Raw genomic sequence first — 24,397 nt, forward strand, 5'->3', positions numbered from 1 at the left:
CAAAGAGTGAATGCCGTTCTCGCCCGATTACATTGTGCGAGTTGAGCAGCCTGAGGGGGACCCCGCGATGATGACGCACGACCAGTACCTGGCCACTCGCAGATTCGACGCCCTCGACGGGGTCCGGGCCATCGCCGCCGTGCTCGTCGTCGTCTTTCACTACGGGGGCCCCAACTGGGTGCGGGCCAACGGCTGGATCGGCGTCCACCTGTTCTTCGTGCTCTCCGGCTTCCTGATCACCACCCTGGCCCTGCGTGAGGAAGCCCGCAACGGCCGGGTGTCCCTGCCGGAGTTCTACATCCGCCGGGCGTTCCGCATTCTTCCCGTCTACTACGTCGTGATCGGCGTGGTCGTCGTCTTCGCCTACTTCCGGGGCTTGGGCCTGCGGCACAGCGGGATCGTCGAGGCCCTGCCGTGGAACGTCCTCTTCGTCGGCGAGTACCACCAGATGACGTTGTTCGGCCAGGCCTGGACGCTCGGCGTCGAGCAGAAGTTCTACCTCGTCTGGCCGCTGCTCGCGTTCGGCATCGGCGCGCTGAGCTTCGTGAAGCGCCTAAGCCTCTCTCTCGGGCTCGTCGCCCTCATGCTCGCCCTGATCCCTTTCATGCCTTACGCGGGCGCGTACTCGCCGATCCTCATCGGCTGCACGCTGGCGATCGTGCTGCACCACCGCAAGGGCTTCGCCGCGCTGCGGGTGTTCACGCACCCGGCCGTCGGGCTGGTGGTCGCCGCCGCGCTGATCGCGGTCCAGACCATGTTCGGCGAGATCACCGAGCTGCTGGGTGACGAAGGCGGCTCGATCACCGGCACGATCTACATCCTGTTCGCCGCGCTGCTGGTGCCGTCCCTGGTCGCCGGCCGCGGCCCACTGGTCTGGGTGCTGTCCCGGCGGCCGATGCGGTTCATCGGCGAGCGCTCGTACTCGCTCTACCTCATGCAGGGCGTCGTCGCGATGGCGCTCGCGGGCGCGATCCCGCAGTTCGCCCCGCACCGGACGCTCACCGCGATCGCCGTGACGATCGTCGGGCTCTTGGCCGCCGACCTGACCTACCGCTGGGTCGAGGTCCCGATGATCGACGTCGGCCGCCGCATCATCGTGCGCCGCCGGGCGAAGAAGGCCGAAGCGGCCCCGATGGCCGAGGCCGCCGAACCCGCACTCGCGGCGGCCCTGATCCCCACCGACGAACGCGAACGGATCTCGTCCAACGCTGCCGTGAGGTAGCCGGCGGCGGACTCCCGCTCCCCCAAGACATCGGAAGCCGGGTGCCGCGCAGTGCGGCACCCGGCTTCCGAAACCACCGTCAGCGTTCGACGGCGGGCGACACCAATTCGCTCGGCCCGCCACCGGACTCCCCGGCGACCGCGGCCAGCTCCTCGCCCACCGACTCGCGGTCCTTCGGACGGGCGTCCTTCGTCAGCAGGGACGCCACCGCGCCGATCAGGCAGACCGCGATCGCGAACCCGAACGCCACCGCCAAGCCCGACTGGAACGGGCCCGAGATCAGGTTCGGGAAGAAGCTGCGGCCCGTCAGGAACGACGCCTGGTCCGGCGGCAGCGACGACAGCTGGCCGCCCAGGAGCTGCTGGATCGGGTTGTACCCCAGGAACGCCGCGAACAGCACCGCCACCGCCGGCAGGTTCGCCACCTGCGTCGCCGCCGCGTCGGAGACGCCGTGGGCGATCAGGCCGTCGTGCATCGTCGACGGGAGGCTGCTCGACAGGCCCGAGATGATCAGGCTGAAGAAGAAGCCGATCGACAGGACCATCGCCGCGTTCTGGAACGTCGTCATCATGCCCGCGCCGGAGCCGCGGGAGTCCGCCGGGAGGCTGTTCATCACCTCGGCGCGGTTGGGCGAGGAGAACATGCCCATGCCGATGCCGTTGATCAGCAGGATCGCCGCGAACGCCCAGTAGTCGAAGTTCACCGGCAGGATGATCAGCAGCAGGAACGTCACGGCCGTGATGAACAGGCCGCTGGACGCGAGCATACGGCTGCCGATCCGGTCGGCGAGGATGCCCGACGTCGGTGCGGCCAGGAGGAAGCCGATGGTCATCGGCAGCATGTAGATGCCCGCCCACAACGGCGTCTGCTCGAAGGTGTAGCCGTGCTGCGGGAGCCAGATGCCCTGCAGCCAGATGATCAGGATGAACTGCAGGCCACCCCGGCCGAGCGACGCCGTCAGGTTGGCGACGTTGCCCCAGGTGAACGACCGGATCTTGAACAGCGACAGCCGGAACAGCGGGTTGTCGACCTTGGTCTCGATGATCACGAAGGCGACCAGCACCGCGACGCCGCCGATCAGGCACGAGAGCACCATCGGGCTGGCCCAGCCGGTCTGCGAGGAGCCGTAGGGCTGGATGCCGTAGGTGATGCCGACGAGCACCGAGATCAGGCCGACGGCGAAGGTGATGTTGCCCCACCAGTCCATCCGCGCGTGCTTGCGGATGCCGGTGTCGTGCAGCTTGAGGTACGCCCAGATCGTGCCGATCACGCCGAAGGGCACCGACACGAGGAAGATCAGGTTCCAGTCGACCGGGGCGAGCACCCCGCCGACGACCAGGCCGAGGAACGAGCCCGCGATGGCCGCGACGCCGTTCATGCCGAGCGCGAGCCCGCGCTGGTTGGCCGGGAAGGCGTCGGTGAGGATCGCCGAGGAGTTCGCCATCAGGAAGGCGCCGCCGACGCCCTGCACGATCCGCCAGCCGATCAGCCACAGCGCGGCCGCGTCACCGCCGAACCAGGTGACGGCCAGCATGATGGAAGAAACGGTGAAGACGGCGAAGCCGAGGTTGTACATCCTCGCGCGGCCGTACATGTCCCCGAGCCTGCCGAAGCTCACCACCAGCACCGCGGTGACCACGAGGAAGCCCATGATCATCCACAGCAGGTAGCTGGTGTTGGCGGGCTCGAGGGGGTTGATGCCGATGCCCTTGAAGATGTCGGGCAGCGCGATCAGCACGATCGAGGAGTTGATCGTGGCGATCAGCATGCCCAGCGTCGTGTTGGACAGCGCGATCCACTTGTACCGCGGCCCCAGTTCCGCGATCGAATACGTCCGGCGTTCCGCCACTGTGCAACCCTTCTGCTCGCAAGTCCCTTAGCTAGGCTAAGCAACTTGCTTGCGTATGGCAACCAACTGGGCGAATCCCCTGCGAGAGCATGATCACACTCGGTTGAGTGTCCTTTGTGGATCCTTTACCGAACGGGCCAACCGGCCCAGGATCGCGATCCCCTCGGCGATCTCCGTCGACGTCCGCGCCGCATACCCCAGCACCAGCCCAGGCCGCCCCGGACGCTGCCGGTGCCACGACAGCGGCTGCACCTTCACCCCCTCTTCCAACGCGGCCGCCGCCAGCGCGACGTCGTCCAAATCCGCATCGAACGTGATCGTCAGGTGCAGCCCCGCCGCCGCGCCGTGGACCACCGCGATGGGCAGGTCCGAGGCGAGTGAACGGATCATCGCGTCGCGGCGGCGGCGGTGCCGGGTCCGGACAGCCCTCAGCTGCCGCTCCAACTCGCCCGTCTCCATCAGCCGGGCCAGGACCAGCTGGGCCAGCACCGCGTTGCCCAGGTCCGCGAACCGCTTCGCCGCCACCAGGTCGTCCCGGAACCGCGCGGGCGCCAGCAGCCAGCCCACCCGCAACGCCGGCGCCAGCAGCTTCGACACGCTGCCCGTGTACAGCACCTCCGGCAGCATCGACCGGACCGCGGGCACCGGCGCGCGGTCGTAGCGGTGCTCCGCGTCGTAGTCGTCCTCCACGACGATGCCGCCCTCGGCCGCCCAGCGCATCAGGTCGCGGCGGCGCTCGCCGCCCAGGACCACGCCCATCGGGAACTGGTGGGCCGGGGTCAGCAACACCGCCGGCGCACGCAGGTCGGCGACCCGCAGGCCGTCTTCGTCCACCGGGACCGGCGGGGTCGCCAGGCCGCAGTGGTGCAGGTGCTGGCGCGCGCCCAGCGAGCTCGGGTCCTCCACCGCGATCTCCGCGACGCCGTGCTGCCGCAGCACCTCCCCCACCAGCGTCAACGCCTGCGCGACGCCGGCCACCACGATGATCTCGCCGGGGTCCACGCGGATGCCGCGGCTGCGCGCCAGCCAGTGCGACACCGCGAGCCGCATCGCCGGCGCCCCGCGGGGGTCGCCGTAGCCGAAGTGCGACGGCTCCAGCTCGTCCAGCACCGCTCGTTCGGCCCGCAGCCACGCCGCGCGCGGGAACGCCGTCAGGTCGGGGACGCCCGGCGTGAGGTCGATCCGGGCCGGGGCCGCGCGGACGGCGTCGAAGACCTCGACGCCCGGCATCGGCGTGATCACCTTCGACGACGGCCGGACGTGCGCGGGAGCCGGCGGGAGGACCGGCGCGGCCACCACCACGGTGCCCGCCCGGCCGCGGCCCGCGGCGTGACCGTCGTCGATCAACCGCTGGTAGGCCTCGGTGACGACCCCGCGGGACACGCGCAGCTCCGCGGCCAGGACCCGCGATGCGGGCAGCCGCCCACCGACCGGGAGCCTGCCGTCGGCGACGGCGGCGCGCACCTGCCCGGCGAGCCAGTCCGCGAGCCCGCCCGGCGGTGCCTCGCGGACGTCGAGCTGGAGGAAGTCCGAACCTATGGACCCCTCCGAGAGCGAGGTTTTGGCTCTGTCCATCGAGCCATTGTCGCAGCACGCTGGTCGCATGGACACCACCTACGTGCACGGATACACCGAACCCGAGGCCCGCCGCCTCGGCGACCAGGCCGACACCCTGGCCGCGCTGCTGCACGCCGGGACGGCCTACCCCGCCGGGAGCCGCGTGCTGGAGGTCGGCTGCGGCGTCGGCGCCCAGACCGTCCACCTCGTGGCCCGCAGCCCGGACGCGCACCTGACCGCGGTCGACATCTCCGAAGCCTCACTGGACCAAGCCAGACAAAGAGTCCAGGGCGTCGAGTTCCGCCGGGCCGACCTGTTCGCCCTCGACGGCGAGTGGGACCACCTCTTCGTCTGCTTCGTGCTCGAACACCTGCCGGAGCCGGAGAAAGCGTTGGCCCACCTGAAAACCCTGCTGCGGCCGGGCGGGACGATCACCGTCATCGAGGGCGACCACGGCTCGGCGCTCTTCCACCCGCGCAGCGAGCACGCCCAGGCGGCGATCGACTGCCTCGTACGCCTGCAAGCCGAAGCGGGTGGCGACGGACTCCTCGGACGGCGTCTCCACCCACTGCTCGCCGACGCCGGTTTCGGCGACGTCGAGGTCGAACCGCGGACGGTCTACGCCGACGCGTCGAAGCCGGACCTCGTCACCGGGTTCACCCGCGACACCTTCACCGCGATGGTCGAAGGCGTCGGCGAAGCCGCCGTCGCGCAAGGGCTGATCGACGAAGCCGGCTGGGCCCGCGGGATCGCCGATCTTTACCGCACCACCAGGGAATACGGGACCTTCCTTTACACGTTCTTCAAGGTAACAGCTCGTCGTACTCCGGGAGGAGCGTCATGATCATCGCCGTTCTCGCAGCCCTTGTCTTGCTCGCCTGGGCGCTCGACCACGCCTACCGCCGCCGTCCGTACCCGCGCAACCGGCTGGCCGGCAGCACCGACGTCCCCGACCGGGACTTCCAGCGCCTCGAAGGCGACCTCGTCGCCGACGAACGCCACTACTCGAGGTCCGCCAGCCGGTCCCGGACGCGCTTCACGCCGGGCACGCACTCCCCGGCGTAACACGTCAGCGCGCGTTCCCAGTGTCCGCGCGCGGTTTCCGGCTCACCGAGTCCACAGTGGACTTCGCCGAGCCCGCTGTACGCCCGTCCCTGCTCGGGACGGCAGCCCGTTTCCTTGGCCACGGCAAGGGCTTCGCGGTGGTAGCCGAGCGCGTCCGAAGACGCGCCTCGGGCCGCCGCCAGCGCGCCGAGGCTGTTGAGGACGCGGGACTCCACGCCGCGGTCGCCGCATTCGCGGACCAGGCCCAGTGCCTCTTCGAGGTGCTGGGCCGCTTCGGCGTGCCGTCCTTGCGCGAGCCGGACGTCGCCGAGGTGCTTCAGCGCGAGGGCGCGGTTGGTCGGGCTTCCCGTCTCCTGCGAGATTTCCAGCGCCCGCTCGAGGTGCGCCGCGGCTTCCGGGTACCGGCCGCGCGCGTGCTCGATGTCGCCGAGGATGCCCAGCGCGTAGCCCTCGCTCACCCACACGCCCATGGCGCGGAAGTGTTCCAGCCCCTGCTCCAGCGCACGGACCGCTTCGTCGTGGCGGCCCAGCGCCGACAGCGCGTCTCCCGTGTTGACCAAGGCATAGCCTTCGCCCGTGCGGTCGGCGGTGTCGCGGGCGAGCGCGTGCGCTTCTTCGAGGTAGCCAAGCGCTTCGCCGTACCGGCCGATGCCGCGGCAGGAGCAGCCGAGCACCACGAGCACCAGGCCTTCGCTGGTGCGGTCACCGGCCTTGCGCGCCAGGGACAGGGCTTCCGTCGAATACGTGATCGCCTCGGCGAAGCGGCCCAGCGCCCGGCAGACCAGGCCGAGGGTGTTGACCGCGTGGATCTCGGTGCGCTGGTCGCCGGTCTCGCGGGCGAGGACGAGCGCCTCCTCCAGGTACCGCCGTGCTTCCCGGGACCGGCCGACGCGCCAGTGGCCGAGCGCGATCAGGATGAGCGGCTCGGCCTCGGCCACCCGGTCGCCGGCGTCGTGGGCCAGCGCCGACGCGTGCGAGTGCAGCACCAGCGACTCTTCGTGGTAGCCGCCGACGTCCAGGTAGTGCCACAGGATCCCGGACAGCAGCCGCAGGTGGTCGGCCCACCCGTGCCGCGTCGCGTGCGCCGCGACGGCCAGGAGGTTGCGGCGCTCGGCTTCCAGCCACGCCGGCGCGTCGATCACCTTGACGTCGGGGTCGGGCACCTCCGGGCGCAGGTGCCGTTCCTGCGGCAGGACGACGTCCATGGCCTGCGCGGCGGACCGGACGTAGAAGTCGAACAGCCGCTCCTGCGCGCCGTGGCTCTCGGCCTCGTCCCCCGCGGCCAGTTCGGCGGCGTAGACGCGCAGCAGGTCGTGCTGCTGGACGCGATCTTCGCCGGTCTCCTGCGCGAGGTGGGCGCGGACCAGCGTGCCGGTCAGCCGTTCCGCCTCCGGCAGGTCGACGCCGGCGAGCGCCGCGATCGCGGCGTGCGTCAGGTCGCGGCCCGGGTGGAGGCCGCAGAGCCGGAACACGCGCGCGGCGTCGGCCGCCAGGTGCCGGTAGGACCACGAGAAGACCGCGCGGACCGCGGTCAGCGGGTCGCCGCCGCCGTCGAGCAGGTCGAGCCGCTTGCGTTCGTCGGCCAGCTCGGCGGACAGGGCGGCGAGCCGCTCGCCCGGCCGGCTCAGCGCCAGCTCCGCGACCAGCCGCAGCGCCAGCGGCAGCCGGGCCGAATACCCGATCAAGGCCTCGGCGGCGTCCGGTTCGTCGTCGACGCGCGCGCCGAGCAGCGTCCGCAGCAGGTCGAGGGCTTCGGCTTCGGTCAGCAGGTCGACGAGCACGCGGCGGGCGCCGTGCCGCGCGACCAGCCCGGGCAGCGCGTCCCGGCTGGTCACCAGCACCAGGCACGACGACGAGCCGGGCAGCAGCGGGCGGACCTGCCCGACCGAGCCGGCGTTGTCCAGCAGCAGCACCATGCGCCGGCCGGTGAGCGCGGTGCGGAACTTCGCGGCGCGCTCCTCCTGCTCGGCGGGGATGTCCGCGCCGTCGACGCCGAGGGCGCGCAGGAACCCGGACAGCGCGTCGCCCGGCTCGACCGGCCGGACCGTGCCGTAGCCGTGCAGGTCGAGGTGGAGCTGGCCGTCCGGGAACTCGTCGCGCGAGCGCTGGGCCCAGTGGACGGCGAGCGCGGTCTTCCCGACCCCGCCGGTGCCGGACAGGACCGCGATGCGCCCGCCGGTGCCGCTGTCCTCCAGGAGGGCGTCCAGCTCGGCCAGCTGGGCGGCGCGGCCGCGGAAGCCGGGGACGTCCGCGGGCAGCTGGGCGGGCACGCGGGCCGGCGGTTCCGGGGCGGCGAAGTCCTGTCGCAGCACCTGACGCTGGGCCGCGCGCAGCTCGGGGCCGGGTTCGATGCCCAGCTCGCCGTCCAGCCGCAGCCGGACTTCTTCGAACACCGCCAGCGCGGCCGCCTGCCGACCGGACGCCGCGAGGACCTGCATCAGCCGGGCGTGCGCGGACTCGTTCAGCGGCTCTTCGGCGGTGAGTACGCGCAGCTGCACCGCGGCGTCCTCGGGGTCCGCGGCCCCGGCGTACGCCATGACCGTCTTCGCGCGCTTCATCGCCAGGGCCAGCCGGGCGGGGTGCTGCCGGAGCGGTCCGACGTCGGCGAGCGCCTGACCGCGCCAGAGCGCCAGGGCCTCGCGGTGGGCGCCCTCGGCCAGGAGCGCTTCGAAGTGCAGGAGATCGAGGTCGTCCGCACCGGCGGACAGCCGGTAGCCGCCCTTGTCGGTGGCGATGAGGTCGGCGGGCCGCAGCGCCCGCCGCAGCCGCGCGACGTAGGTGTGGAGGAGGTCCAGGCACGACGGCGGCGGCTCGTCCCAGATGACGTCGACGAGGTCCTCGCGCCGGACGGTGCGGTTCGGCTCCAGGGCCAGCATCGCGAGCAGCAGGCGCTGCTTCTCGGCGCCGATCTCGACCGGGGCGTCCCCGCGCCGCACGGTGAGCGGCCCCAGGACGCCGATCCGCACCCGCTCCGGCGGTGCTTCGGCAAGCGCTTCCCGCAGCCGGCGTTCCGTCTCCGGCCGGGGCCGGCGGACGCTGCCGAGCTCGGCGTTGCGCACCGCGCGCAGGCTCAGCCCGGCGCGGTCGGCCAGCTGGGCCTGGGTGAGACCCGCGAGCACGCGCCGCTCCCGCAGCCACCGGGCGAACGGCAGGCCTTCGTCCACTGGCGTCCTTTCCCCGCGTGCCCCGCAGCGGAACGTACCCCTCCAGCATTCCGATCGTGCCGCTATACCTGTACCACCGAACGGCGAAGATAACCGTTTCCGCAGGTACCGAGGGTGACGACGGCGGGCCCGGCGGGTACAGGCCCACGTCCACCACGGTTTCCTAGGCTTGCCGGGTCCGGTGGTGACGAGGGGTTCGGAGCAGCCGTCGCGTGGGGTACGACGGCTGCACCCGGACCTTCAGACGCCGAGGCGCTCCAACAGGGCGCGGATGGCGGCTGGATCCTCGACGTGGGCGTTGTGCCCGAGACCGGTGAGGGTGACCGCGTCCGGGTCCAGCGCGCGTAGCTGGTCAGGACGGCTCATCGGGTCGTTCTCGCCCGCCGCCAGCACGACCGGGCACCGCGCCGCGGCGAGCAGCGCCGGCATGTCCGGCGCGCCGACGCCGAACGCGGCCGGGTCCATCGCGAGACGCCAACCTCCCTCGGTCTCGCGAAGCCCGGCCGGGTCCGCGGGCGCGATGCCGAGCAGCCCGGACACCTTGAGGTATGCCTGGTCGGCCTCGGGCTGCGTCTCGAACACCCGGGGCGGCCGCGCCGCGAACGACGCCGCGCGCCCCAGGTCGTCCTGGGTCCACTCGACCTTCACGCCCAGCGCCAGCACGCCCGCGACCTCGACGTCGTACTTGCCCGAGGCGAGTTCGAGCGCGAGCACCCCGCCGAGCGAGTGCCCGGCGACGACCAGCGGGCCTTTCCCGGGCAGCGCCCGCGCGACGGCCGTGGTCAGCGTCTCGAAGCTGTAGTGCGGCAGCGGCGCGGACGGGCCGTGGCCGGGCAGGTCGGGCACCAGCACGCGCCGGGGCACCTGTTCGGTCAGGTGGGCCCACACCGCGCCGGTCGCACCGAGGCCGTGCAGGAACAGGATGGCCGGTTCGCCCTCGCCGCCGGTGCGCATGTTCAGCGTGTCCATCGGAGCAGCCTGCCAAACTGTCGGTGGGCGCGGCTAGGGTCGGCTCGTGGGGATCACCGATCCGGACACCTACGTGCGGGGTGTCCCGTACGACGAGCTGGCGCGGCTGCGGCGCGCGTCTCCAGTGGTGCGCGTCGATGACTTCTGGGCCGTGCTGCGCCACGCTGACGTGCGGCGCGTCCTGCGCGATCCCGCCCTCTTCTCCTCGCAGCTCGGCGGGACGCAGATCCGCGACCCGGCGACGTCCTCGGACCTCGCCTACGTGCGGCGGATGATGCTCAACATGGACCCGCCGGAGCACGGCCGGCTGCGCGGGCTGCTGACGCGGGCGTTCACGCCCCGCGCGATCGCGAAGCTGACCGAGCGGATCGAGACGTCGGCGCGGGATCTCGTCGCGGCGGTCGCCGGGCAGGGTGAGTGCGACTTCGCCAAAGTGGCCGCCGACCTGCCGCTGCTCACCCTCGCCGCGGTGTTCGGCGTGCCGGAGCAGGACCGGCGGCTGATGTACGACTGGAGCAACCGGGTCATCGGCTACCAGGACGCCGAGTACGCGGCAAGCTCGACGGTCTCCGAAACCGACGTGACCGGCCTGGCGCGGGCCGCGCTCGCCGTCCGCCCGTCCCCCGGGCCGGACGGGTCGATGCCGGACCCGCGCACGCGCGCCGGCATGCCGGACCTCTACGCCTACGCCAACGCGCTCGGCGAGTACAAGCGCGAGCACCCGGGCGACGACGTCATGAGCAACCTGATGCGGCACGTCGGCGACGACGGCGGCCGCGTCTCGCTCGCCGAGTTCGAGAACCTCTTCTGGCTGTTTTCCGTGGCGGGCAACGAAACGCTGCGCAACGGCCTGCCCGGCGGGATGCTGGCGCTGCTCTCGCACCCCGCGCAGTACCGGCGGCTGCTGGCCGACCGGTCGCTGCTGCCGTCCGCGGTCGAAGAGATGCTGCGCTTTTGGACGCCGGTCATGAACTTCCGGCGGACGGCGACCGCGGACGTCACCTTGTCCGATGTGGACATCCGGGCCGGCGACAAGGTGGTGGTCTGGTTCTCCGCGGCCAACCGCGACGAGGACGTTTTCGACGCCCCGGACGCGTTCGACGTCGGCCGGACCCCGAACGACCACCTGACCTTCGGCCACGGCCCGCACTTCTGCCTGGGCGCGCACCTCGCCCGCGTCCAGCTGCGGGCGATGTTCGGCGCGGTGCTGGACCTGCTGGGCGAAGTGTCGCTCGCCGGTGAACCGGTGCGGCTGCGGTCGAACTTCCAGAACGGCCTGAAGTCGCTGCCGATCCGGTGGGCACGCTGATGGAGATCCGCGAGATGCGGGCGTTCGTCGCGGTCGTCGAGGCGGGCGTGATGGCGAAGGCGGCGCGGCAGCTGCACGTGAGCCAGCCGGCGCTGTCCCAGACGATCACCGCGCTCGAACGCCGCCTCGGCGTCCAGCTGCTGGTCCGCACCAGCACCGGCGTCCAGGTGACGGACGCCGGGACGACGCTGCTGGGCGAGGCCCGCGCGGTGCTGGCCCGCCACGACCGGGCCGTCGCCGCCATGACCCGGCACACGAAGACCGGCGGTGGCGTGCTGCGCGTCGGCGTACCTCTGGAACTGCCGCCGGAGCTGCTGCCCGCGGCCCTCGCGCGGCTGGCGGAGGCGTGCCCGGACACGCGGGTGCAGGCCCGCCACCTGTCGTCGGTGGCGCAGGTGGCGGCGCTGCGGACCGGCGAGCTGGACGTCGGGCTCGTCCGTGAGCGTCCGGCCGGGCCGGACCTCGACGCGGCGCTCGTCGTCGAGGAGAACGTCGGCGTCCTGCTGGCGGCCGACGTCGCGGAGAAGCTCGCGGGGCCGGCCGGAGTGCGCCTGGAGAAGCTGGCCGGGCTCGACTGGTTCGCCTTCCCCCGCGCGGGCAGCCCGGCGTGGTACGACGAGCTGGCGGCGACGCTGCGCAGCCACGGCCTCGACATCGGGCCGGAGGTGCCGGAGGAGCAGCGGCTGATCGTCGAGCTCAAGATCCCGGCGGTCAGCGCGGGCGGGGCGTACGCCTTCGCGCCGCCCGGGTGGCCGTACCCGATGCCGGACACGGTCCGGTGGCTGCCGCTGGCCGGGAACCCGATCGTGCGGCGGACCTGGGCCGTGTGGCCGGCGACATCGCACCGCCGCGACCTCGCGCAGTTCGTCGCCGCGCTGGAAGACCATCGGCGCGGCGAATCGCGGGCATAAGCAGCGCCGAACGCGCAGCCGGAAGTCCTGTCCGGTGCTCGTCCTTGAACCCGGTGACCGGGGAAACACCCCGGCCGCGAGGAGTTGAGTGATGACTGAAGGACTGTCCGGGACCACGGCGCTCGTGACCGGCGGAACCAGCGGGATCGGGCGGGCGACGGCGATCGCGCTCGCCGGGCTCGGGGCCCACGTCGTGCTGTCCGGCCGGGACGCGGCGCGCGGGGCGGAGGTCGTCGAGCGGATCCGGGCGGCGGGCGGAAAGGCCGACTTCGTCGCGGCCGACCTGACGGACGCCGCGTCGGCGCGCGAACTGGCGGCCCGGGCGCGCGAGGTGGGCGGGCAGGTCGACGTGCTGGTGAACAACGCCGGGATCTTCCCGACCGGGTCCACATCGGACACTGCCGAGGCCGACTTCGACCGCGTCTACGAGACGAACGTGAAGGTGCCGTTCTTCCTCACCGCCGAGCTGGCGCCGGAGATGGCCGCCCGCGGCCACGGCGCGATCGTCAACGTGTCGACGTTGGTCGCGGCGCGGGGCATGGCGGGCATGGCGCTCTACGGCTCGTCGAAGGCGGCGATCGAGCTGATGACCAAGGCGTGGGCGGCGGAGTTCGGACCGTCCGGCGTGCGCGTCAACGCGGTCAGCCCCGGCCCGACCCGCACCGAAGGCACGGCGGTGTTCGGCGACGGCCTGGACGAGCTGGCCTCGGCGGGCCCGGCCGGCCGGGTGGCCGCGCCCGAGGAGATCGCGGCGGCGATCGCGTTCCTGGTGACGCCGGAGTCGAGCTTCGTCCACGGCGCGATCCTCCCGGTGGACGGCGGCCGCTTGGCGGTCTGAGCCCCACCAGGACGGCGTCACCGCAGGAAGGTGACGCCGTCCTGGGGTCGCTCGTCCACCGACAGCGCGAAGATGTCCGGACGCGCGTAGTGCCCCGACACGTCGAGGCTCTTGCGCGCCGCCACGATCTCGTCGAGGTCGATCTCCGCCGTGATCAGGCCTTCGCCGTCGTGCAGCGGGCCCGCCAGCACGTCTCCCTGCGGCCCCACGATCACGCTCCCGCCGCGGAACGGGTCGTCGCCCTCGGTCTCGTACGGGCAGGCCGAGATCACGAAGCACCGGCCCTCGTCCGCGATGTGGCGCATCGACGCCTGCCAGACGTCGCGGTCGTCCGCCGTCGGGGCGCACCAGATCTCCACGCCCTTCGCGTACATCGCCGCGCGCAGCAGCGGCATGTGGTTCTCCCAGCAGATCGCCGCCCCGGCCAGGCCCGCCGCCGTCGGCACCGCCGGGAGCGTCGAGCCGTCGCCGCGTCCCCAGAAGAGCCGCTCCCGCGCCGTCGGGACGAGCTTCCGGTGCTTCGCCACCAGTCCGAGGCCGGGGTCGAGGAACACCACCGTGCTGTACAGCGTCGAGCCGTCCCGCTCGATCACGCCGACGACCAGGCTCGCGCCCGTGCGCGCGGCGAGACCGGCCAGCGCGGCCGTCTCGGGTCCCGGCACCGTGATCGACGCGTGGAAGTAGCCGACGAACGGCTCCCGGCCCGGGTACCCGCCGAGCACGGCTTCGGGGAGCACCACCAGGGAGGCGCCGCGGATCTCCTCTTCGAACTCCAGGACCCGCGAGACGGTCACGCCCGTCGCGATCTGGAGCGCCGCGACGACGGTCATCCGCGGACGGTCTCGCGCTTCGGCGGCCACGGCACGACCGGCGACGTCCGGCGCTGGTAGTCCGCGTACTCCGGGTAGCGCGACTTCGTGATGCTCTCGGTGAACTTCGTCGAACCGACGAACAGCAGCGTGAGCAGCACCGCGCCCGCCACCGTCCACTGCAGACCGCCGGCGACGATGCCGAACACCGCGATCACCCACCACTGCGCCTGCTCGAAGAAGAAGTTCGGGTGCCGCGAGTAGCGGAACAACCCCTCCTGGAGGAACCGGGTCGACGCGCGGCCCGCGTGCTTCTCCCGGTGGAACACCCACTGCTGCTGGTCGGCGACCGTCTCGCCGACCAGGAACGCCGCGAAGACCACCGCGACGACGACGTCCGCCACGCCGAACGAGCCCTGGTGGTCCAGCGCCGTCAGCGCCGGCAACGTGATCAGCAGCAGGATCGCGTTCTGGTAGAGCGAGATGAAGAAGAAGTTGAACACCTGGAACTGCCACGGCGCGAGCTTCTCGCGCAGCACCGCCCACCGGTAGTCCTCGCCGCCGCGGGCGTAACCACCCTTCCGGGCGAAGTTGAACGTCAGCCGGATCCCCCACAGGGTGACCAGGGCGAACATCACGTCGAGGCGCGCGTCGGCGAACCCGGCGGCGCCGGCGAAGATCGCCAGGTAGGCCACCGGGACGATCGACCAGATCCGGTCGACCCAGGAGTACTCCCTGGTCAGCACCGACAGCAGCCAGGTGCCGAGCGTCACTCCGGCGAAGACGTACAGGCAGACCCGCAGCGCGTCCATCCGCTCACCTTAGGACCTAGGATCGATCTCATGAACCTGCCGCTGCGGGACCGGAAGATCGACATCTTCTTCGCGGTGCTGTTCTCGGCCTTCACGGTCACGTCGCTGATCAGCGACCTGCTGCCGACCGTCGGCGTCGACTTCTCGCAGCCGTCGGACAACTTCTTCGTGAACTCGAACTACTGGTACGCCCACGACGCGGACCAGCTGTTCATGCACCCGCCGGACTGGATGCGGATCGTCACCGGGCTCTCGGCGTTCGTCTACATGCCGTTCTACGTCGTGCTCGTGTTCGCGCTGCTGACCGGCCGGAACTGGATCCAGCTGCCGTCGGTGATCTACGCGACGATGATCGTCACGCTGACCGGCGTCGTCGTGTTCGGCGTCGAGTTCTTCGGCGACCCGGCGATGCGCACCGGCAACCCGGCGAAGTTCCTCGCGTTCAACCTGCCCTACGTCCTGGTGCCGCTCCTGCTGCTGATCCGGATGCGCGCGCCGAAGCCGTTCACCCGCCGCTTCTGACCGGAGACGCCGTGCCGTACTCGTTCCTCAGCCACCTCGAATGCTCCCGGACCGGCGAGCGCCTCGACGCCGACGCGGTCCAAGGCCTCTCGTCCACGGGTGCGCCGCTGCTCGCGCGGTACGACCTCGACGGCGTCCGCGAAGCCGTGACGCCGAAGGAGATCGCCGGGCGAGAGCCGACGCTGTGGCGCTACCACGAGGTGCTGCCGGTGCGCTCGCCCGAGCACGTCGTGAGCCTCGGCGAGGGCATGACGCCGCTGCTGCCGCTGCCGCGCTATGGCCGTGAGCTGGGGCTTTCGCGGTTGTGGATGAAGGACGAAGGCCTGGTCCCGACCGGCACGTTCAAGGCCCGCGGTGCCGCGGTCGGCGTGTCGCGGGCGGCCGAGCTCGGCGTGGGCGGGGTCGCGATGCCGACGAACGGCAACGCCGGCGCGGCGTGGGCGCTGTACGCGGCGCGCGCGGGCCTGACGAGCCTGATCGCGATGCCGGACGACGCCCCGGCGATCACCATGCGCGAGTGCGTCGCCGCGGGGGCCGAGCTGTACCGGGTGGACGGCCTGATCGGCGACGCGGGGAAGCTCGTGGCGGCGGCGGTTCCGCGTCGTCCGGGGGTGCAGGACGTCTCGACGCTGAAGGAGCCGTACCGCATCGAGGGCAAGAAGACGATGGGGTACGAGATCGCCGAGCAGTTCGGGTGGCGGCTGCCCGACGTCATCCTCTACCCCACCGGCGGCGGGGTCGGGATCATCGGGATCTACAAGGCGCTGCTGGAAATGCTCGCACTCGGCTGGGCTTCCGGGCCGTTGCCTCGGTTGGTGGCGGTGCAGGCCACCGGGTGCGCGCCGATCGTCCAGGCCTTCTCGCAGGGGGCCCGGGAAAGTGTTTCGTTCCCCGACGCGCACACGGTCGCCTTCGGCATCACCGTACCCAAGGCGCTGGGCGACTTCCTGGTGCTCGACGCGGTGTACGCCACCGGCGGCACCGCGGTGGCCGTCACGGACGAGGAACTGCTTGCCGCGCAACGGGAACTGACTACTTTCGAAGGCACGTTCGTCTGCCCGGAAGGCGGGGCGTGCTTCGCCGCGCTGCGACACCTTCGCGAGTCGGAGTGGCTTTCCGGCGACGAGGACGTCGTGGTCTTGAACACCGGCGCCGGGATCAAGTACCCGGAGACGGTGCCGCTCGACGTGCCGCTGCTTCCCCGGGACGGTCGCATTCCTTAGAGGACCGAACGCACCGTTTCGGGGTCGCGGGCGACGACCGTCGTGCCGTCGTCGGCCGTGATGATCGGGCGCTGGATCAGCTTCGGGTTCTCCGCGAGGGCTTCGATCCACTTCGGCCGGTCCGCGTCGGTGCGCCCCCACGTCTTGAGGCCGAGCTCCTTCGCGATCGGCTCCGCGGTGCGCGTGATGTCCCACGGCTCCAGGCCGAGCCGCTTCAGGACGGCCTTCAGCTCCTTGGCGGTCGGCGGGTCGTCGAGGTAGCGGCGGACGGTGTACTCCGCGCCGGCTTCGTCGAGCATCGACACCGCTGACCGGCACTTCGCGCACGCCGGGTTGACCCAGATCTCCACGGCGGCAGCTTACCGCCTTGGTTTTGGAGCACGCGTTCTGTTATGGTCGCGGCATGCCCCGCCCTCGCGTCCACGACCTCGACGCGCTGCTCGACGTCGCCGAACGGCTCGTCGCGTCGTCGGGCGAGGTCACCGTGCGTGGCCTGGCCGCCGCCGCGGGCGTACCGAACGGGACGATCTACCACGCTTTCGGGTCGCTCAGCGCGTTGCTGGCCCAGGTCTGGCTGCGCGCGGCGACCGCGTTCCTCGACCTGCAGACCTCACGCGTGGACGCCGCTTCCTCCCCGGTGGACGCGGTCGTCGCGGCGGCGGACACACCCGCGGTGTTCGCCTCCCTGCGTCCCGACGGAGCCCGGATGCTGCTTCGCGTCAAGGCGGACCGGCTCTTCGGGCCCGAGTTGCCCGACGAGCTGGCGGACGCCCTGCACGCGCTGGACAAACGCCTGGTCGCGCTGCTCGTGCGGCTGGCGCGTCAGGTGTGGGACCGCGGCGACGGACTGGCCGTCGAGGTGATCACCACCTGCGTCGTCGACCTGCCGACCGCGTTCTTCCGGCGGGACGTCACCGATTCCCTGGTGCGGGAGAGGCTCGCCGCCGCCGTGCGGGCCGTGCTGACCGTGCCCCCTCGAGAGAAGGACCGACCGTGACCGTTTTGCCCTTGGGCGACGACGAAAACCGCTTCTCGCCGGAGTGGCTGCAGCGCGTCCATTCCACTTTGGACGAAGTCGAAGACGTGCTGGTGACCACCGGCGGCGGCAAGTTCTATTCGAACGGCTTGGACCTCGAGTGGCTCATGGCCAACGGGGACAAGGCTTCCGAGTACGTGGCCGACGTGCAGGAGCTGTTCGCGCGCGTGCTGACGCTGCCGGTGCCGACGGTCGCGGCGATCAACGGGCACGCGTTCGGCGCGGGCGCGATGCTGGCGATGGCGCACGACTTCCGCGTGATGCGCGCCGACCGGGGCTACTTCTGCTTCCCGGAGGCCGACATCAACATCCCGTTCACGCCGGGAATGGCGGCGTTGATCCAGGGAAAGCTGACACCGGCGGCGGCGATCGCGTCGATGACGACGGGCCGCCGGTTCGGCGGCGCGGACGCTTTGTCGTTCGGCCTGGTGGACGAGATCGCGGCCGAGAGCGACGTGGTGAAGGTGGCTTCCGAGCGGGTCCAAGCGTTGGCGGGCAAGGACCGCGGAACGCTGGGCGCGATCAAGGCGACGATGTTCGCCCCGGCGGTCGCGGCGCTGCGCACGCCGGCGTAGGCCTCCGGCCCCCGGTATCCACTTTACCCGGCGGCACCGACAGTTCCGGACACTCGCACGACCGGCTCGAATGCCGTGAAGGGCACCCTCATGGCTCGTATGTCCCTAAGGGTGCCCCTCACGGCTTTGCGCACCCGACTTGAAAGCCGTGAAGGCCTGCGCGAGTTCCGCCGAGCGTCGCGAATGACTCATTCGCGACCTCCGACGCCGCCAATGACTCATTCGCGACCTTTCGCGGGCTCGCCCACCTCGCCCACCTCGGCGAGCCGGCGGCGCAGGTGCTCGCGTTCTGGTTCCGTGCCCGCCAACCCCAGCGCCTCCCGGTAGGCCGCCGAAGCTTCGGCGTGGCGGCCGAGGCGGGCGAGCAGGTCGCCTCGCGCCGTCGGGAACGGGCTGTACTCCCGCAACCGCGGCTCGTCCGCCAGCGAGTCGAGCAGCGCCAGACCCGCCGCCGGGCCATCCCTCATCGCCACTGCCACCGCGCGGTTCAGCTCCACCACCGGGGACGGCGCCAGCCCGCGCAGCACGTCGTACAGCCCCACGATCTGCGGCCAGTCCGTCCCCGCCACGTCCGCGGCCTCGTCGTGCAGGGCCGCGATCGCCGCCTGGACGCCGTACAGCCCTGGCGGCCCGCCCGTCAGCGCGACCTCGACCAAGGCGGTCCCCTCCGAGATCATCGCGCTGTCCCAGCGGCTGCGGTCCTGGTCGTCGAGCAGCACCAGGTCGCCGTCCGGGCCCGTGCGGGCGTCGCGGCGCGCGTGGATCAGCAGCATCAGCGCCAGCAACCCCGCGACCTCCCGCTCCCCCGGCAGCAGCCGGTGCAGGATCCGGGCCAGCCGGATCGCCTCCTCCGCCAGGTCGAGCCGCTGCAGATCCGGCCCCGAACTCGCCGCGTACCCCTCGGTGAAGATCGAGTAGACGACCTGGAGCACGCCCGGCAGCCGCCCGGGCAGCTCACCCGCGTCCGGCACCCGGAACGGGATCCGGGCCGCGCGGATCCGGTTCTTCGCCCGCACGATCCGCTTGCCCATCGTCGCGCTGGGCACCAGGAACGCACGCGCCACCTCGGACGTCGTCAGCCCGGCGAGGCAGCGCAGGGTCAGCGCCGTCCGGTCTTCGGCGGGCAGCGCGGGGTGGGCGCAGGTGAAGAACAGCTGGAGCCGCTCGTCGGGCAGCTCGCCATCCGACGACGGGGCGGGCGCCGCGCGGTCGGCCTCCACCTGCAGCACCGCGAGCCGGGCCACGTAGGCCTGGTCGCGGCGCAGCCGGTCGACGGCCTTGCGCCGCGCGGTCGTCATCAGCCAGGCGCCCGGCTTCGGCGGGACGCCCTCGGCGGGCCAGTGCACCAGCGCCGCCTCGATCGCCTCCGACGTCACCTCCTCGGCCAGGTCGAGGTCGCCGAACCGGCGGACGAGCGCGGCCAGCAGCAGCCCGCGCTCCTCCCGGAACACCGCTTCGACCGACGCCCGCCCCTTCATCGCCGTCAGTCCCCGTACGAAGCGAGCGGCCGGACGACGATGTTCCCGCCGTCGCGGGCGCCCGGGCAGCGCGCCGCCCAGTCGAGCGCGACGTCGAAGTCCGGCACGTCGACGACGAAGTAGCCGCCGAGCACCTCCCGCGACTCGGCGAACGGCCCGTCGGTGACGATCCGCTCGCCGCGCTCGTCGACGCGCACCGCGGCCGCCGTAGTGAAGTCGGCGAGCGAGTTCCCGCCGACGTGGACGCCGGCGTCCTTCATGGACTTGTCGAACAGCATCCAGTCCTCGGGTGTGCTGCAGCCGGTGGGCGCGCCGTCCGCGTCGAGCGAGGCGTTGATCAGCATCAGGTACTTCACGGGATCCTCCAGTGGCTCGGTTGCCGTACGCGATCACTACGAACGGCCTGCGCCGCCTTGGACACTCTCGCCGAGGATTTTCTCATGTCAAGAAACTTTGACACGGTGTCTGCTTTGCTTTACCTTGGGGATGTCAAAGTTGTTTTACACGGGAGCGGTCGTGACACACGAAGAGAAACGGGCGTGGATCCTCGGGATCGCCGCGATAGCGAGCTACGCGGTGTACCTCGTCCTGGTCCTCGGCCGGGCCGGCGGGCGACCGCTGGCCGAAGTCCCCTACGTCGCGGCGCTGCTGTGGACGGTCGGCGCGTCCATCGTCGCGACGATCGCGGCGAGCATCCTCGCCGCGATCGTTTCCAAGGACGGCGGGAAGGACCAGCGCGACCGCGAGATCGGCCGGTTCGGCGAGTACGTCGGCCACTCGTTCGTCGTCATCGGCGCCGTCGCGGCGCTGCTGCTGGCGATGGCCGAGGCGCCGCACTTCTGGATCGCCAATGCCGTCTACCTGGCCTTCACGCTCTCGGCGATCCTCGGGTCGGTCGCCCGGATCTTCGCCTACCGCCGGGGTTTCCAGCCGTGGTGAAACCGACCCGCGTCACCAACTCGATCCGCGCCCTCCGGTTCGCGCACGGCCGGCTGACCCAGGCCGACCTCGCCAGCCGGATCGGCGTCACCCGCCAGACCGTCATCGCGATCGAGCAGGGCCGCTACTCGCCCTCGCTCGAGATGGCGTTCCAGATCGCGCACCTGTTCGGAGTTCCGCTCGAAGAAGTGTTCCAGTACCCGGAGGAGTCACCGTGAAAGCCATCGTCCAAGACCGCTACGGCAGCCCGGACGTCCTCGAGTTCCGCGACACCGGCAGACCGTCGCCCGGTGGCGGCGAGGTTCTCGTGCGCGTCCACGCGGCCGGCGTCGACGCGGGTGTGTGGCACCTGACCACCGGGCAGCCGTACCTGATGCGCCTCCTGGGTTTCGGGCTGCGCGGGCCGAAGCAGCCCGTGCGGGGCCTCGACTTCGCCGGCACGGTCGAGGAGGTCGGCGACGGCGTCACGCGGGTCCGGCCGGGTGACGAGGTGTTCGGCGCCTGCGAGGGCGCGTTCGCCGAGCACGCCGTCGCCAAGGCGGACCTCGTCGCGGCCAAGCCCGCACGCCTTTCGTTCGAGCAGGCGGCGGCCGTCCTGGTTTCCGGCGGCACCGCCCTGCAGGCCGTGCGCGACGTGGGCCGCGTCCAGCCGGGACAGCGCGTCCTGGTCATCGGCGCGGCAGGCGGTGTCGGCTCCTTCGCGGTCCAGCTGGCCAAGGCCTTCGGCGCGGAGGTCACCGGGGTGTGCAGCACCGCCAAGACGGACCTGGTCCGCACGCTCGGCGCCGAGCACGTCGTCGACTACACGCGCGAGGACTTCGCGGCGCAGCGGTACGACCTGGTCGTGGACACCGCGGGCCTGCGCTCGCTGACCGACCTGCGCCGGGCGCTGACCCCGCGCGGCACGCTGGTGATCGTCGGCGGCGAGAACGGCGGCAAGTGGCTCGGTGGCATCCAGCGCGTGCTCCGGGCGGCGCTGCTGAACCCGTTCGTCGGGCAGCGGCTGTGCGGGCTCGTCTCCCGCGTGCGCGCCGCGGACCTCGAAGACCTGCGGGAACTCATCGAGGCCGGGAAGCTCACGCCGGCGCTCGACCGGACGTACCCCCTCGCCGACGCCGCCGCCGCGATCGGCCACCTGCACGCGGGACGCGCGGCGGGCAAGGTCGTCCTCGCCGTGCTCACAGCCTGACGCCGAGGTCTTTCAGCCGCTTGACCCGGTCGATGTGGGCGGGGTGCCCGGCCATCAGCCGGGACCACAACCGGCGCTCGTCCCCGTGGTCGCGCAGGTTCCACGCCTTCAGCAGCAGCGCCAGCTCGCGGCCGTACCCCAGCCGCGCCGCCATCCGGTCGGCCCGGTACTCGCCGAGCCGCTTCGACCAGGCGAGCACCGGGCCGAGCAGCGGCGTCAGCAGCAGCCACGGGTCGAGGAACGCGAGTGCGGTGAGGACGCCCAGGCTGAGCAGCACGGTGACCAGCACCTCGGCCGACCGGCCGAAGGAGCGGAACACGCGCCCGACGTGCGGCACGACCCAGGCGATCAGCCGGACCAGGCGGGACAGCACCCGGGCCGGCAGTTCGAGCCAGTGGACCAGCAGGGTGGCCCGCGTGTGCCCGGACAGGTGGTGGCCCAGCTCGTGGGCGAGGATCGCTTCCAGGCCCGGGCGCTCCAGGTCGAGGGCGGCCCGGGTCACCGCGACGGTCCGGCCCCCGGCGGCGAACGCGTTCAGCTCGCGCGACGGCTCGACCCACAGCCGGTACCGGCTGCCGTCGACCCCGGCCGCGTCGCAGACGGCCGCCCAGCTCGGCGTGAGCCAGGTCAGCTCACCTTGGCTGGGCTCGCGCATCTTGAGCAGCACGGACAGCACGAGGTGCTCGTAGACCGGGACGAACGTGATCGCGCCGGCCAGCGCCCAGCCGGCCGGGAGCACCCAGAAGTACGCCGGCCAGACCAGCTTCCCGAGCAGGCCCAGCACCAGCAGGCTGCTGGCGACCACCGGGACGGCGAGCACCACCCCCAGGACCGCGGAAAGATCCACCCTGGCCCGCTCTTTGTCGCGCACGCTCCCCCTCCCGGCCGGGGTCCACCTTGGCGTGGCGCCCGGCGGAGCACAACGGTCCGCCGGAAATGTCCGGGAGCTGTCAGGAAAACGCGGCCGCGCGCGCCTCGGCCAGTCGGCGAAGGTGCGGGCGGGCCGGCCGGTCACCTCGGCCGGCACCGCGACCTGGTCGGCGGGCCGCAGCGCCACCGGGCCGGTCAGGTCGTGGTAGCCGGGCAGCAGGAAGATCCCGTCGACACCCTCGAGCGCGTCACCGAGGCTCGCGGGATCGTCGAGATCGCCGGTGACGGCTTCGGCGCCGTCCGGCAGCGCGGCGTCCGGCCGGCGCACCAGCGCCCGGACCGGTTCGCCCGCTTTCGCCAGTGCCGCGACCACTTCCGCGCCGACGTTGCCGGTGGCGCCGGTGACCGACCTCAAGGCCGGCCTAGCGCCACCGGCGGGCGCCGGTCCTACGCCGGAAGGTCTTCGAACTCGGAGACCTGGCGCACCTCGACCTCGATGTCGATGTCGAACAGCTCGACGTACTTCTTGGCGAACTCGACCGCGTCCGCCCGGTCGGCGGCGTTGATCAGCGCGAACCCGCCGATGACCTCCTTGGCTTCGGCGAAGGGCCCGTCGGTGACGCGGATCGCCGCGCCGCGCGGCTTGCGGACCAGCGCCCCCTTGTCCGACTTGTGCACCCCTTCCCCCGTGATCAGGATGCCCTTCTCCGCCGACTCCTGGATGAACCCGCCCATCTTCTGCATGAACTCCGGGCTGGGGTTCCACGCCTGCGGGTCGTTCTCGTCGAGCCGGTGCATCATGAGGAAACGCATGGCCTTGCTCCCTGGTTCTCGTCGGCCGGGGCCCGGGTCTTCCGGGGCTCGTTGACCGGCCTTCACCCCCGCGTCGATCGGCCGCTCGCGGCGTTCGACATTTTTCCCCGGAAGTTTTCCGGGAGAATACTGTGACCCCGGTCACTGGGAGGAAGGGTGCTCGATGTCCGTTTTGCTGGCGATCGGTACGCGCAAGGGTCTGTGGCTGGCGACCAGCATGGACGACCGGAGGAGCTGGGCGGTGACCGGCCCCCACCACCCGATGACCGAGGTGTACGCGGTCGGCATCGACACGCGCCGGTCGGCGCCGCGGCTGCTCGCCGGAGTCACCAGCGAGCACTTCGGGCCGAGCGTGGCCACCAGCGACGACCTGGGCGCGACCTGGCAGGAACCCGACCACGCCCCGATCGCGTTCCCGCCGGACACCGACGAGTCCCTCGTCCGGACCTGGCAGCTCGTGCCCGGGCCGGTGAGTGAGCCGGACGTCGTCTACGCCGGCACTGAGCCGTCCGCGCTCTTCCGCTCGGCCGACGGCGGCCGCACCTACGAGCTGGTCCGCGGCCTGTGGGACCACCCGCACCGTGAGCACTGGACGCCCGGGGGCGGCGGCAAGGCGATCCACACGGTGCTCCCCGACCCGGTGGACGCGGACCGCGTCACCGTGGCGATGTCGACCGGCGGCGTCTACCGCACCGAGGACGGCGGCACGTCCTGGCAGGCGAGCAACACGGGCATCAAGGCGGTGCACGTGCCCGACCCGTACCCCGAGTACGGCCACTGCGTGCACAAGGTCGCGATGCACCCGAGCGCGCCGGACCGGTTCTTCGCGCAGGTGCACCACGGCGTCTACCGCAGCGACGACGGCGGGGCGAGCTGGCAGTCCATCGCCGACGGCCTGCCCAGCGACTTCGGCTTCCCCATGGTCGTCCACCCGCACCGGCCCGAGGTGATCTACACGTTCCCGCTGACCGCCGACGTCATGCGGTTCCCGCCCGAGGGCCGGTGCCGGGTGTACCGCAGCGAGGACGCCGGGAAGTCGTGGGAGGCCGTGGGTCCGGGGCTGCCGGACGGATACTGGGCCGGGGTCATGCGCGACGCGATGTGCGCCGACGACGCCGACCCGGCCGGGATCTACTTCGGTTCCCGGACCGGCGACGTCTACGCCAGCCGGGACGACGGCGACAGCTGGGAGCTGGTCGTCTCGCACCTGCCCGACATCCTGTCCGTCCGCGTCGCGACGGTGTGAC

25 protein-coding genes are annotated in these 24,397 nt (G+C 72.0%); 14 read left to right on the plus strand and 11 right to left on the minus strand.

What is annotated here, in order from left to right; all coding sequences use genetic code 11:
* Positions 1-67 precede the first annotated feature (67 nt).
* A complete protein-coding gene (locus tag AB0C38_RS18560; RefSeq protein WP_360674358.1) occupies positions 68-1,222 on the plus strand; it encodes an acyltransferase in 1,155 nt (384 codons plus the stop codon).
* A gap of 79 nt (positions 1,223-1,301) precedes the next feature.
* Here the strand turns inward: AB0C38_RS18560 and AB0C38_RS18565 are convergent, their stop codons facing one another.
* Together AB0C38_RS18565 and AB0C38_RS18570 are read right to left on the minus strand one after the other, a co-directional pair.
* Positions 1,302-3,071, minus strand: coding sequence for an MFS transporter (locus tag AB0C38_RS18565; protein ID WP_360674361.1), 1,770 nt, complete (start codon positions 3,069-3,071; stop codon positions 1,302-1,304).
* 93 nt (positions 3,072-3,164) lie between these two features.
* Positions 3,165-4,646 (minus strand): PLP-dependent aminotransferase family protein, encoded by a 1,482-nt coding sequence (locus AB0C38_RS18570; RefSeq protein WP_360674364.1) that lies wholly within the window; start codon positions 4,644-4,646, stop codon positions 3,165-3,167.
* A gap of 28 nt (positions 4,647-4,674) precedes the next feature.
* Here AB0C38_RS18570 and AB0C38_RS18575 point away from each other — a divergent pair, with 28 nt between their 5' ends.
* Together AB0C38_RS18575 and AB0C38_RS18580 are read left to right on the plus strand one after the other, a co-directional pair.
* Complete coding sequence (locus AB0C38_RS18575; protein WP_360674367.1) at positions 4,675-5,472, plus strand: L-histidine N(alpha)-methyltransferase; 798 nt, start codon at positions 4,675-4,677, stop codon at positions 5,470-5,472.
* Positions 5,469-5,693 (plus strand): hypothetical protein, encoded by a 225-nt coding sequence (locus tag AB0C38_RS18580; protein ID WP_360674369.1) that lies wholly within the window; start codon positions 5,469-5,471, stop codon positions 5,691-5,693. The genes AB0C38_RS18575 and AB0C38_RS18580 overlap by 4 nt, the downstream gene beginning before the upstream one ends.
* On the opposite strand, the gene AB0C38_RS18585 is transcribed toward AB0C38_RS18580, so the two are convergent.
* Positions 5,630-8,857 (minus strand): tetratricopeptide repeat protein, encoded by a 3,228-nt coding sequence (locus tag AB0C38_RS18585; RefSeq protein ID WP_360674372.1) that lies wholly within the window; start codon positions 8,855-8,857, stop codon positions 5,630-5,632. The two genes, AB0C38_RS18580 and AB0C38_RS18585, sit on opposite strands and share 64 nt — an antisense overlap.
* 240 nt (positions 8,858-9,097) lie before the next feature.
* Entirely contained in the window at positions 9,098-9,826 is a 729-nt protein-coding gene (locus AB0C38_RS18590) for an alpha/beta fold hydrolase (protein WP_360674375.1), read from the minus strand.
* A 46-nt stretch (positions 9,827-9,872) separates the two neighbouring features.
* On the opposite strand from AB0C38_RS18590, the gene AB0C38_RS18595 reads away from it, so the two are divergent.
* From AB0C38_RS18595 to AB0C38_RS18605, 3 genes are all read left to right on the plus strand, one after another.
* Complete coding sequence (locus AB0C38_RS18595) at positions 9,873-11,135, plus strand: cytochrome P450 (protein ID WP_360674378.1); 1,263 nt, start codon at positions 9,873-9,875, stop codon at positions 11,133-11,135.
* Positions 11,123-12,046, plus strand: a complete 924-nt coding sequence (locus tag AB0C38_RS18600) for a LysR family transcriptional regulator (protein WP_360674380.1) — start codon at positions 11,123-11,125, stop codon at positions 12,044-12,046. Before AB0C38_RS18595 ends, AB0C38_RS18600 begins: the two co-directional genes overlap by 13 nt.
* Positions 12,047-12,137: 91 nt before the next feature.
* Complete coding sequence (locus AB0C38_RS18605; RefSeq protein ID WP_360674383.1) at positions 12,138-12,884, plus strand: SDR family oxidoreductase; 747 nt, start codon at positions 12,138-12,140, stop codon at positions 12,882-12,884.
* 17 nt (positions 12,885-12,901) lie between these two features.
* On the opposite strand, the gene AB0C38_RS18610 is transcribed toward AB0C38_RS18605, so the two are convergent.
* Positions 12,902-13,714 carry a carbon-nitrogen hydrolase family protein gene (locus AB0C38_RS18610; RefSeq protein WP_360674386.1) on the minus strand — a complete coding sequence of 271 codons (813 nt, stop codon included), beginning with the start codon at positions 13,712-13,714 and terminating at the stop codon, positions 12,902-12,904.
* A complete protein-coding gene (locus AB0C38_RS18615; protein ID WP_360674389.1) occupies positions 13,711-14,505 on the minus strand; it encodes a DUF1295 domain-containing protein in 795 nt (264 codons plus the stop codon). Before AB0C38_RS18615 ends, AB0C38_RS18610 begins: the two co-directional genes overlap by 4 nt.
* A 30-nt stretch (positions 14,506-14,535) precedes the next feature.
* Between AB0C38_RS18615 and AB0C38_RS18620 the strand changes: the two genes are divergently transcribed.
* The gene (locus AB0C38_RS18620) at positions 14,536-15,027 is read left to right on the plus strand and encodes an emopamil-binding family protein (protein WP_360674391.1); all 492 of its coding nucleotides are present in this window, start codon (positions 14,536-14,538) and stop codon (positions 15,025-15,027) included.
* 11 nt (positions 15,028-15,038) lie between these two features.
* Entirely contained in the window at positions 15,039-16,250 is a 1,212-nt protein-coding gene (locus tag AB0C38_RS18625; RefSeq protein ID WP_360674394.1) for a threonine synthase, read from the plus strand.
* On the opposite strand, the gene AB0C38_RS18630 is transcribed toward AB0C38_RS18625, so the two are convergent.
* Positions 16,247-16,600 carry an arsenate reductase family protein gene (locus tag AB0C38_RS18630; RefSeq protein WP_360674397.1) on the minus strand — a complete coding sequence of 118 codons (354 nt, stop codon included), beginning with the start codon at positions 16,598-16,600 and terminating at the stop codon, positions 16,247-16,249. The genes AB0C38_RS18625 and AB0C38_RS18630 overlap by 4 nt on opposite strands.
* 53 nt (positions 16,601-16,653) lie before the next feature.
* On the opposite strand from AB0C38_RS18630, the gene AB0C38_RS18635 reads away from it, so the two are divergent.
* Both AB0C38_RS18635 and AB0C38_RS18640 read left to right on the plus strand, forming a co-directional pair.
* Positions 16,654-17,247, plus strand: coding sequence for a TetR/AcrR family transcriptional regulator (locus tag AB0C38_RS18635; protein ID WP_360674400.1), 594 nt, complete (start codon positions 16,654-16,656; stop codon positions 17,245-17,247).
* A complete protein-coding gene (locus tag AB0C38_RS18640; RefSeq protein WP_360674403.1) occupies positions 17,244-17,861 on the plus strand; it encodes an enoyl-CoA hydratase/isomerase family protein in 618 nt (205 codons plus the stop codon). Before AB0C38_RS18635 ends, AB0C38_RS18640 begins: the two co-directional genes overlap by 4 nt.
* A 218-nt stretch (positions 17,862-18,079) precedes the next feature.
* On the opposite strand, the gene AB0C38_RS18645 is transcribed toward AB0C38_RS18640, so the two are convergent.
* Both AB0C38_RS18645 and AB0C38_RS18650 read right to left on the minus strand, forming a co-directional pair.
* Positions 18,080-19,339 carry an RNA polymerase sigma factor gene (locus tag AB0C38_RS18645; RefSeq protein ID WP_360674406.1) on the minus strand — a complete coding sequence of 420 codons (1,260 nt, stop codon included), beginning with the start codon at positions 19,337-19,339 and terminating at the stop codon, positions 18,080-18,082.
* Positions 19,340-19,344: 5 nt separating this feature from the next.
* The gene (locus AB0C38_RS18650; RefSeq protein WP_360674409.1) at positions 19,345-19,695 is read right to left on the minus strand and encodes a YciI family protein; all 351 of its coding nucleotides are present in this window, start codon (positions 19,693-19,695) and stop codon (positions 19,345-19,347) included.
* A 130-nt stretch (positions 19,696-19,825) separates the two neighbouring features.
* Between AB0C38_RS18650 and AB0C38_RS18655 the strand changes: the two genes are divergently transcribed.
* Genes AB0C38_RS18655 through AB0C38_RS18665 form a run of 3 tightly spaced genes read left to right on the plus strand, consistent with a single transcriptional unit; the run spans position 19,826 to position 21,467 of the window.
* Entirely contained in the window at positions 19,826-20,278 is a 453-nt protein-coding gene (locus AB0C38_RS18655; RefSeq protein ID WP_360674412.1) for a hypothetical protein, read from the plus strand.
* A complete protein-coding gene (locus AB0C38_RS18660; RefSeq protein ID WP_360674415.1) occupies positions 20,272-20,496 on the plus strand; it encodes a helix-turn-helix transcriptional regulator in 225 nt (74 codons plus the stop codon). Before AB0C38_RS18655 ends, AB0C38_RS18660 begins: the two co-directional genes overlap by 7 nt.
* A complete protein-coding gene (locus AB0C38_RS18665) occupies positions 20,493-21,467 on the plus strand; it encodes an NAD(P)-dependent alcohol dehydrogenase (RefSeq protein WP_360674418.1) in 975 nt (324 codons plus the stop codon). Before AB0C38_RS18660 ends, AB0C38_RS18665 begins: the two co-directional genes overlap by 4 nt.
* On the opposite strand, the gene AB0C38_RS18670 is transcribed toward AB0C38_RS18665, so the two are convergent.
* A complete protein-coding gene (locus tag AB0C38_RS18670) occupies positions 21,457-22,752 on the minus strand; it encodes a M48 family metalloprotease (protein ID WP_360674420.1) in 1,296 nt (431 codons plus the stop codon). The two genes, AB0C38_RS18665 and AB0C38_RS18670, sit on opposite strands and share 11 nt — an antisense overlap.
* Positions 22,753-22,784: 32 nt before the next feature.
* Complete coding sequence (locus tag AB0C38_RS18675; protein ID WP_360674423.1) at positions 22,785-23,150, minus strand: YciI family protein; 366 nt, start codon at positions 23,148-23,150, stop codon at positions 22,785-22,787.
* A 163-nt stretch (positions 23,151-23,313) separates the two neighbouring features.
* On the opposite strand from AB0C38_RS18675, the gene AB0C38_RS18680 reads away from it, so the two are divergent.
* Positions 23,314-24,396, plus strand: coding sequence for an exo-alpha-sialidase (locus tag AB0C38_RS18680; RefSeq protein ID WP_360674426.1), 1,083 nt, complete (start codon positions 23,314-23,316; stop codon positions 24,394-24,396).
* Position 24,397: the final 1 nt, after the last annotated feature.

The organism is Amycolatopsis sp. NPDC048633 (assembly GCF_040650695.1).
Classification (GTDB): domain Bacteria; phylum Actinomycetota; class Actinomycetes; order Mycobacteriales; family Pseudonocardiaceae; genus Amycolatopsis.